Genomic DNA, 8,556 nt, shown 5'->3' with positions numbered 1-8,556 from the left:
GGGTGGACACCTTGTCGAGGGACCGGACTCCCCGCTCGACCTTGTCCACCCAGCTCTTCGACTTGCCGAGCCGGTCGGCGAACACCTGCTGCGACAGCTTCCGCCGCCCCCGCCAGAACGCCACCCGGCGACCTATGGGCAGATCATCCACGGGACACGCTCACCGGCCCGCCATCGTTTGGGCGACGACCCGCGCCGAGTTGGCGTCGGCCCACGGCCAGCAACGCTCGGGGGCGCGGCACACCGGGCAGCGGCCGTCGCGCTTCCCGGTGCAGCTTCAGATCCCGCCGCCACCACGAGCCCGGGATGCTGTCGGCGCTCACCCGGCGCCGCCCGTCCGGTGGGCCTGGTCGAGGATGCGCTGCCGGGCGGCGGCCTGCTCGACTGCTTGGATGGCCCGGCCGGTGCCGGGCGGCGGGAGCGGGTCGGGCCGCTGCAGTAGCCACCGCACAATCGCGCGCAGCTCGGACCAGATCGCCACGGTGCCTCCTTGTCCGCTGGGAGGGTGGCGACGGCAGCGAGAAGGACTACCGCGCAGCGCCCTCACGCCAGCCTTACCGATGACCTTGTTCCGGCACAGGAGATGATCGTCCGCTCGCTGTCCGCGCCGTCCGCGGACACCTGCGAGTAGGGTCATCGGCGTGAGTGACTACGTGCAGGTGTCGACCGCTACGGACAGCCGTGAGGCGGGCGTGCGACTCGCGGAGGGAGCGGTGGCGGGCAGGCTAGCCGCTAACGCCCAGGTGGTCGGGCCGGTGACGAGCGTCTTCTGGCATCTCGGGGAGCAGGGCACCGGCGAGGAGTGGCAGGTGCTGCTGTTCACCAGCACTGCCCGATATCCAGAGTTGGAGCGATATCTGCTCGATGAGCACCCGTGGAGTAACCCGCAGGTAACGGCGGTGCCGATCGTGCGGGGCTCTACCGAGTGCCTGGCGTGGCTGGCCCAGTTAGTGGCGGACGCTTAGACACCTCCGTGGCGAGCTCGCGGAGCTCGATGACGCACGGCAGGTGAGCGTACGGGTCCAGCCGGGCGACGACGGCGTCCAGGCGCTGGCCGGGCCGGATCGACCCGATGTCGCCGGCCAGCCGCACAGCCAGGGCGGCAGTTGAGCATGCCTGCTCGACCTCGTTGGCGTCGAGGTAGGCGTCTGCCAGCCACGACAGATACAGCGCCTTGTCCCTGACGCACGTGTCGTCGAAGCCGGCCAGAGCCCGGTCGAGGACGGGGATCGCGCGGACGGGCCGGTGCAGGACGCTCCAGCAGCGGCCCGTCATGATCTCGCCCTCGGTGTGGTCCACCCAGTACACCCAGTCGGGGTCCGGGCGGTCGTCGTGCCCGGTGAGGCAGGTCGTTCCGATCCCGAGGTGCCGGTCGGTCGCCCCGGCATCTCCGGCGACGGCGTACGCCCACGCCGTGCGCAGGTGCAGGAGGGCGCGAACGCCGGGTGTGGCGGCGGCGGCGGTGTCGCAGGCAGCGGCCGCGGTGTCGGTGGCCTGACCGCCAAGGGCGAGTTGCTGGTAGGCCAGGAACGCCATCCCGTTGGCTGTGAGCGAGGCATCTTCGGCGTCGCGGGCCGCAGCGAGGCTGAGGCGGTACAGCCGGTCGGCGTCGCGATGGTTGCCGGCGTCGAACGCGGCCCACCCGGCCAGCTGCGCCTGCTCGCCGAGCACTGCGAGCAACTGCCGCCCGGTGGGCTCGTCGTAGGCGCCGTCCTGGACAAGGCGCGTGGTGGCGTCGACTTCGGCCGCGTACAGCCGGTGGGTGTCGGCGCCGCCGAGGTGGTTGTCCAGGCGGCGCAGGCGGGCGGTGCGGGCGGCGAGTCGGCCAGGTGTGGCCGCTCCGACGCGGCGGCCGTGGGCGAGGAGGGTGTGGGGCAGTGTGGCTGCCAGGCCGGCGGCGGCGACGAACTCGCGGCGGCGCAGTCCCCGCTGGCCAGCGGCTAGGGCGGCGAGGTCCCCATCGGTCTCAAGGATCTTGTCGAGCCGTTGGGCGACCTGCGGGGTGGGGGTCTTCGCCCCTGTCTCCAGTTCGTGCAGGTACGACTTCCCATAATGGGCAATCTTGGCCAATGCGCGCAGTGAGAGGTTTTTGTCGGCGCGGATCTGTCGCAGGCGGTCCGCGAAGGACAGGTCGGTCATGGCTGCTCTCAGGTAGCGGTCTGGGTGGCGGCCCGCCGACCGCTACAACCGGCGAGCCTGCCGTCATCGACGGTACTCTCCGTCGCTCTCCAGTAGCGCCCTTAGCCAACGAGGTGTCGACAGCGAGAAGGGCCAGTCGGTGAGGGCCAGCCCTTCTCTGTCGCTATGGAACGGCCGGATGAACGTGCCGGTGGAGGGCAGCCACAGCGAAGCTGACCATCACCAAAGCGACCAGAACCCAGATCGTCACCGCCGTTTACTGCGCCGCGCCGCGGCGTGCAGGTGACCGTCGGGCTTCCCGGGCCATCCGGCGCTGTACCCTCCGCCGACTGGACCGCCGCCGGCTCACGGCACGCTGCGGAGATGTCGCCGACTTCGCGACCGGACGTGCAGTCCGTCGACGAACCCCAAAGCCCGGTCGGCGGTCCACTCCCCGGTGTCGCCGCCGTCGAGGCCGTGCAATCTCGCTGGCGGGTCGAGCCTCCGCCGGATACATGCTTCCCGGCCGGTTCGCGGCCAGCACGGGTGGTGGGTGCTGGCGCTGCGGTCGATGGTGACGCGGCCTTGGGTGGTGGTGCGGTGGTCGGGGCGGCCGCTCCACCGGCCGATGTGGACGGGCTGAGGCTCGGGCTGGCTCCCCCAGCAGATCCCCGACGATGTCACCCAGATCTGTCAACAGGCTCCTTCCGGGATCCGGCGCAGCGCTGTGCATGGATCAGACCTCCCCACGTGTGGCCTGGGATTACATGTGAGCCATCGACCGTATCCGTGGGATTCCCACGGCGCACCCCTCGCGGATTCGCACAGCGTGTGAGGGGTGACGGATAGGTGATCAAGGGAGGTCAACGACTTATCCACCCGGCGTCAACCGCTGGACGCGGCTCACCGTGCTGACTCACCAGCGACTCATGATCTCCGACGGGACAGCAGAAAGGCCAGCCCCGGGATACCCCGGAACTGGCCTTTACCTGCATACATTCAAGGTGGGCGATGCTGGTATCGAACCAGCGACCTCTTCGGTGTGAACGAAGCGCTCTCCCACTGAGCTAATCGCCCTCAGCGACGATGACTCTACCCGATCGAGGGACCAGACCGCGAATCTGGGGTCAGTGCGTCGCGAGGTAGTGCAGCAGCCCGGCCAGCAGGTCGATGCCGAGGCTGTACTTGAGCGAGAGCCAGACCACCACGGCGACGAAGAGCAGGCCCACGGACCCGAGCACGAACCGCACCGCCAGCGACCGGCTGGTGACCCATCGGGTCCAGCCCTGCACGTGCCGGCGGGTGAAGCCGAGCAGCCGGCGGGCCCAGTGGAACTCCACGGCCCAGATGCCCAGCCCGGCGATCACCAGCAGCCAGCCGGGGCCGGGCAGCGGGATCAGGGCGATACCGATGGTGACGACGAGGGCGCCGGCGATGGAGATGAATATCTTGAGGGTGACCCGGCCGGTGGGGTTGGCGCGGATCAGGTCGAGGGTGGTGCCCACCCGCCGCCGGAAGCGCCCGCGACGCCGCTCGGCGAGCGCCGTCCCGCCCCGGGCTTCCGGGCCGTCGGGGCCACCCCGGCCGCGCCGGTCGCGCTGATCCTTCGGCACTGCGTACCCCCGCCTTTCGGCTGCTCGGACCCCTCCTTTCGGGGGGCCGGACCAAGCCGGCGCATCCACTGAGGATCGGTTCGTAGCCATTTCGCCCTCCAGTGTCGCTCCGGCCCGTCACTCCATCGGACCACTGGACGTTACCGGAGTAAGTCGACGTCTGAACCACCCCGATGCCGGGCGGGATCACGCACTGGGCAGAACCGGATATCGTACAAGAATTTTCACATTCTAGCGGCGTTTCCGACCCCCTTCCCACCACTGGGTGAAGTCAGCGTATGGCGGAGCGTAGCCAGGAGTAGCACCTGAGTATGGGAAAAGCGGGACACGCGCGTTCCGCAGCGGTGCCGGGGGGAGAACGTCCATGAGTGTCATCCGACCGACGACCGTAGAGGTCGAGACGTCGCTAAGGCTCGTCGCGCCTGACGCCACCGCATTGCCGGTGCGTGCCAGCCTGCGCTACGACCCTGCTGATCCGTATGCCGTCCATGTCCTGTTCCATGCCGAATCCGCCGGCGGCGAGGCGGTGAGCTGGTCGTTCGCCCGCGAGCTGCTGGTCACCGGCCTGGACGAGCCGGCCGGCATCGGCGACGTGCGGGTCTGGCCGTGGGCCACCCCGCGCGGCGACTTCGTCGCGCTGGCGCTGTCGTCACCGGACGGCAACGCCCTGTTCGAGGTGCCGCGCAGCGTCCTGGTGCGCTTCCTGCGGCGGACCTACGTCGTCGTCCCGCGCGGTCGGGAGGCCGAGCACCTGGACGTCGACACGGCGGTGAACCGGCTCCTCGCCGGTCGCTGACACGACGCCGGCCGGGGCCGCGCGGATCTGCCGAGTCCGCGCGGCCCCGGCCGCTGCTGTGGGTACGCGCTCAGCCGCGCGTCGTGATCCCGCCGTCGACGGGGATGACCGCTCCGGTCAGGTACGCCCCCGCCCGCGACGACAGGTAGATCGCGGTTCCGGCCATGTCCTCGGGGCGCCCGATCCGGCCGAGCGGGACCTGCTGCTCGATCGCCGACCGGGCCGCCGGGTCCTCCAGCGCGAAGGCCATCATCCTGCTCTCGAACGGCCCCGGCGCGATCGCGTTCACGGTGATCCGCTCGCCGGCGAGCTGGTGGGCGAGGCCACGGGTGAGCATGTGCACGGCCGCCTTGGTGGCCGAGTACGCGTACACCTCCATGGACGGCACCCGGATGCCGTCGATCGAGCCGATGTTGATCACCCGGGCCGGGTCGTCGTCGGTGGCCGCCGCGCGCAGCGCCGGCAGCAGTGCGGTGGTGAGCCGGAAGACGGCCTTGACGTTGACCGCCCAGAGCTTGTCGAACGCGCTCTCCGGGTACGACTCCAGCGGCGCTCCCCAGGTGGCCCCGGCGTTGTTGACCAGCACGTCGAGCCGGTCCACCCGCTCCCCGACGGCCGCGGCCAGGCCCTCGGCCCCCGCGTCGTGGCCCAGGTCGGCGGGGATCGCCGCGCAGCGCCCCTCGGCGGAGAGTTCCTCGGCGACCGCCTCGCAGACGTCCGCCTTGCGAGAAGAGATGATCACGTCCGCGCCGGCCCGCACGAAGCCCCGGGCGATCATCAGCCCGATGCCCCGTGAGCCGCCCGTGACCAGGACCGTCTTGCCTTCGACCGAGAACAGATCCGTCATGCCCATCCCATCGCCGCTCGGGGGCCGCCGGTGGTCCGCCGGACCCGGCGCTACCGATCGGTAACCTAGTCGGGTCGCCGTGCCCCGACAAGCCGCCGGGCCGGCGTGGGACGGGGTGACCCGGGCAGTGTCGGGATGCGGCCTGCTCGGACGCGGGTTACCGTCGCAGCGATGGTCCCCTCCGGTCAGCCCTCCCCGGCACTCCCCACCGACCAGGCGTCGACCCGCCCCGACCTGGCGTCGAACCGTTCCGCCCCGACGACGGCCCGTTTCGCCCCGACGCCCTGCGACGATGCCGCCGCCCGGTCCGCCGGCATCGCCGCCCTCACCCTCGCCGACCTCACCCCGGACCCCGAGTGGCGGCGCCCCGTCCTGCTCGACGCGGACCTCATGGTCCTGGTCACCGGCGGCCACGGCACCGCCGAGCTGGACTTCTGGCCGCTGCCCTGCCGCCCCGGAACCCTGCTGCGGGTACGCCCCGGCCAGGCGCTGCGCTGCACCGGGAGGCAGCTCGACGCCGTGGTGCTGCGCTGGACGCCCGCCGCCCTGCTGCGGAACCCGGGCCTCGACGGCGACGCCGACGTGCCGGCGCACCAACAGCTCGCCGGTGAGGACGAGGACGCGGTGCTCAACGAGGTCACCCAGCTCGTGGTGGACCTGCGGCGGCAACCGGACGTGCCCGCGGCCCGCGCACTGCTCCGTCACCAGCTCGCCGTGCTGGTGCTGCGGCTCACGCTGCTGGCCGCCGGCCCGACGGACCCGGCGCAGGCCGGGCGGCGCGTCGAGAGCGCCACGTTCCGGCGGCTCTGCCAGGAGGTCGAGCGCGGCTACCAGCACACCCGCCGGGTGGAGGACTATGCGGCCCGGATCGGCTGCTCGGTGCGTACCCTCACCCGGGCCTGCCTCGCGGTGACCGGGCGCAGCGCGAAGCAGGTGATCGACGAGCGGGTGGCCCTCCAGGCCAGCCGGCTGCTCGCCGCCAGCGACGAGCCGATCGCCCGGATCGGCCACCGGCTCGGCTTCCCGGAGCCGACCAACTTCGGCCGGTTCTTCACCCGCGAGGCGGGGGTGAGCCCCGGCGCGTTCCGGGCGGCCCGGGGCCGGCCATCGCCCGCCGGTCCGCCCCAGCCCGGCCGCGAGGACCGCGAGCCGGCGCCGCCCCCGCAGGACCGGCAGCAGGCGTCGCACCACAACGGCCGGGAGCAGCCGCCGGCCACCCGCGCGGCCGACGGCCGGCGACCGGACGTACCGGACGGGTCGGGCGGGTCGGGCGGGTCTTCGCCCAACAGCCGGGAGCATGCGGCGGCGGGCGGGCGGGAGCGCCCGGCGGGCCACGGCGGGGGGCGGGACGGGGCGGCGGCGGGTCGGATCGTCCGGCCCCGGCCGCCCACCGACCCGACCGGCCGGGCGGGGCGGGCATGATGAGGGGGTGCAGATCTCCGCGCGCGGTGACTACGCGGTACGGGCGGCGCTGAGCCTCGCCACCGCGTACCCCTCCCTGCTGTCCACCCAGGCCATCGCGGCGGAACAGGACATGCCGCGCAAGTTCCTGGAGGCGGTCCTGGCCGACCTGCGCCGGGCCGGGCTGGTTCGGGCCCAGCGGGGCGCCGAGGGCGGTTACACGCTGGCCCGGCCGCCGAAGGAGGTCACCATCGGGGCGATCCTGCGGGCGGTCGACGGCCCGCTGGCCGGGGTGCGCGGGATGCGCCCCGAGGAGACCAGCTACGAGGGGGCGGCGGAGAACCTGCCCCGGCTCTGGGTGGCCGTCCGGGCATCGGTCCGGCAGGTGGTCGACGAGGTGAGCCTGGCCGAGCTGACCAGCGGCCGGCTGCCGGCCCACGTACGGCGGCTCATCGCCCGCCCGGACGCCTGGGAACCCCGCTGACCGCCACCCGGGAGCGGCAGCGACGCGGGCCGGGCAGGCGGCGGGTCGGCCCGGGCGCCTGACCCCTCGGTACGGGTCGGCGCGTTCAGCCGGAGATGTCCCACGGGTCGACGGTGGTGGTGAAGCCCGCCCGGTGGTGCACCAACGGGTTGCCGTCCTCCCCCGACCCGAGAGCCAGCGGCTCGGCGATGACGATGGTGTGGTCGCCAGCGGTCACCCGGTGCACCACCCGGCAGAGCAGCACCGCGAGCGCCCCGTCGACCAGCGGCACCCCGAACGGGCCGGCCGTCCATCCCCGGTGCTCGGCGAAGCGGTCGGTGCCGCTGGTGGCGAAGGCGCGGGCCACCTGCTGCTGCCCGGCCGCGAGCAGATGCACGGCCACGTGCTCCGCGCGTTCGACGGTCGGCCAGCTCGACGACGCCCGGGCGAGGCAGAACGACACCAGCGGCGGCTCCAGCGACACCGAGGTGAACGAGGTGGCGGTGAACCCGGCCGGCGGCAACGGCGGGCACCCCCGGCGGGCGGAGGGCCCCGGCGCGGTGACCACGGTGACCGTGGCCGCCTGCCGGCGCAGCAGGGCGCGGAGCAGGTTGATGTCGACGGGGCACAGCTCTACGGTGCCGGCGGGCCGGTCCACGGTGGGTGAGGCGGCGGCGGGCGGCAGCGGACGCGGGGATGGTGGCACGGTTGTCTCCTTGATCTGTCCACGGAGGAGGTGGGTCCACGATCGGTGGAGCGCGCCTCGGCGGGCGGGACGCGGCGGAACGCCGTCCCGCGGTGAGCGGACGGGCGCACGGGACGCGGTGACGGTCGTCCCGCGCCGTCGGTCAACGCCCTTCCACACGTTGAGATCAGCGTCTCCTGACCCAACGCTCATCGCTTCTACCAGCACTGGTCACCCCGAAACACCCATCCGTTGAGTAGAGATTGTCGCTCCGCACGGCCGTGCGGTCCAGTGGGGATCCGGAGAGGTTTCGCGAATCGTCGTTTCGGGCATGTTCGATCTCGACACGGCAGACGATTGGTGACGAAGGGAGCCCCGCGATGGGCCTCATGTTCCGTAAGCGCAAGAAGTACGGCCCGATCATCCTGAACTTCACCGAGAACGGCTTCTCCTCGTGGAGCATCAAGATCGGCCGATGGTCCTGGAACTCGCGGGCCAAGGCGCACCGCGTCGACCTGCCCGGTCCGCTGTCGTGGAAGCAGGACAAGTCCCGGGCCTGACTCCCGGATTCGAGTGGGGGGGCCGCGCAAAAGCCCCCGCCCCCCCCACAGGTTGGGGCGCCCGGGGGCCCGA

At 72.4% G+C, this 8,556-nt stretch carries 10 protein-coding genes, 1 tRNA gene and 1 pseudogene; 5 read left to right on the top strand and 7 right to left on the bottom strand.

Annotated elements, in window-relative coordinates:
* On the bottom strand, positions 1 to 151 hold a 151-nt coding region (locus GVV04_RS29855; RefSeq protein WP_161692339.1), incomplete at its 3' end, for a helix-turn-helix domain-containing protein.
* 168 nt (positions 152 to 319) lie between these two features.
* Positions 320 to 481, bottom strand: coding sequence for a hypothetical protein (locus tag GVV04_RS29850; protein WP_161692338.1), 162 nt, complete (start codon positions 479 to 481; stop codon positions 320 to 322).
* Between the two features lie 160 nt (positions 482 to 641).
* On the opposite strand from GVV04_RS29850, the gene cutA reads away from it, so the two are divergent.
* On the top strand, positions 642 to 965 hold the full coding sequence (cutA, locus tag GVV04_RS29845; RefSeq protein ID WP_328822645.1) for a divalent-cation tolerance protein CutA: 324 nt from the start codon (positions 642 to 644) through the stop codon (positions 963 to 965).
* Here the strand turns inward: cutA and GVV04_RS29840 are convergent.
* The 3 genes from GVV04_RS29840 to GVV04_RS29830 form a co-directional block, all read right to left on the bottom strand.
* On the bottom strand, positions 919 to 2,139 hold the full coding sequence (locus GVV04_RS29840; protein WP_161692337.1) for a helix-turn-helix domain-containing protein: 1,221 nt from the start codon (positions 2,137 to 2,139) through the stop codon (positions 919 to 921). The two genes, cutA and GVV04_RS29840, sit on opposite strands and share 47 nt — an antisense overlap.
* Positions 2,140 to 3,123: 984 nt before the next feature.
* Positions 3,124 to 3,195: transfer RNA gene (locus GVV04_RS29835), tRNA-Val, on the bottom strand.
* Between the two features lie 50 nt (positions 3,196 to 3,245).
* Entirely contained in the window at positions 3,246 to 3,821 is a 576-nt protein-coding gene (locus GVV04_RS29830) for a TIGR02611 family protein (protein WP_161692336.1), read from the bottom strand.
* 274 nt (positions 3,822 to 4,095) lie between these two features.
* Here GVV04_RS29830 and GVV04_RS29825 point away from each other — a divergent pair, with 274 nt between their 5' ends.
* A complete protein-coding gene (locus GVV04_RS29825) occupies positions 4,096 to 4,527 on the top strand; it encodes an SsgA family sporulation/cell division regulator (RefSeq protein WP_007457244.1) in 432 nt (143 codons plus the stop codon).
* A gap of 70 nt (positions 4,528 to 4,597) precedes the next feature.
* Here GVV04_RS29825 and GVV04_RS29820 read toward each other — a convergent pair whose 3' ends face one another.
* Positions 4,598 to 5,374, bottom strand: coding sequence for an SDR family oxidoreductase (locus GVV04_RS29820; RefSeq protein ID WP_161692335.1), 777 nt, complete (start codon positions 5,372 to 5,374; stop codon positions 4,598 to 4,600).
* 171 nt (positions 5,375 to 5,545) lie between these two features.
* On the opposite strand from GVV04_RS29820, the pseudogene GVV04_RS29815 reads away from it, so the two are divergent.
* Positions 5,546 to 6,619: pseudogene (locus tag GVV04_RS29815) on the top strand (helix-turn-helix transcriptional regulator); the annotation flags it as partial.
* A gap of 184 nt (positions 6,620 to 6,803) precedes the next feature.
* Entirely contained in the window at positions 6,804 to 7,259 is a 456-nt protein-coding gene (locus GVV04_RS29810) for an RrF2 family transcriptional regulator (protein WP_161692333.1), read from the top strand.
* An 85-nt stretch (positions 7,260 to 7,344) separates the two neighbouring features.
* Here GVV04_RS29810 and GVV04_RS29805 read toward each other — a convergent pair whose 3' ends face one another.
* Positions 7,345 to 7,896, bottom strand: coding sequence for a flavin reductase family protein (locus tag GVV04_RS29805; RefSeq protein WP_328822647.1), 552 nt, complete (start codon positions 7,894 to 7,896; stop codon positions 7,345 to 7,347).
* A 407-nt stretch (positions 7,897 to 8,303) separates the two neighbouring features.
* Between GVV04_RS29805 and GVV04_RS29800 the strand changes: the two genes are divergently transcribed.
* Positions 8,304 to 8,483 (top strand): DUF4236 domain-containing protein, encoded by a 180-nt coding sequence (locus GVV04_RS29800; RefSeq protein ID WP_007075522.1) that lies wholly within the window; start codon positions 8,304 to 8,306, stop codon positions 8,481 to 8,483.
* Positions 8,484 to 8,556: the final 73 nt, after the last annotated feature.

Origin of the sequence: Micromonospora rubida, assembly GCF_009908295.1 — a bacterium.
In the GTDB taxonomy this organism is placed as follows: Bacteria; Actinomycetota; Actinomycetes; order Mycobacteriales; family Micromonosporaceae; genus Micromonospora; species Micromonospora rubida.
Note: the sequence above shows the minus strand (reverse complement) of the source record. Positions and strands in the feature narration are given on the sequence as shown.

Excerpts from the sequence above, each read along its gene's own strand:
- GVV04_RS29840 (WP_161692337.1), bottom strand. The coding sequence starts at position 2,139 with ATGACCGACCTGTCCTTCGCGGACCGCCTGCGACAGATCCGCGCCGAC.
- GVV04_RS29830 (WP_161692336.1), bottom strand. The coding sequence starts at position 3,821 with ATGGCTACGAACCGATCCTCAGTGGATGCGCCGGCTTGGTCCGGCCCC.
- GVV04_RS29825 (WP_007457244.1), top strand. The coding sequence starts at position 4,096 with ATGAGTGTCATCCGACCGACGACCGTAGAGGTCGAGACGTCGCTAAGG.
- GVV04_RS29820 (WP_161692335.1), bottom strand. The coding sequence starts at position 5,374 with ATGACGGATCTGTTCTCGGTCGAAGGCAAGACGGTCCTGGTCACGGGC.
- GVV04_RS29800 (WP_007075522.1), top strand. The coding sequence starts at position 8,304 with ATGGGCCTCATGTTCCGTAAGCGCAAGAAGTACGGCCCGATCATCCTG.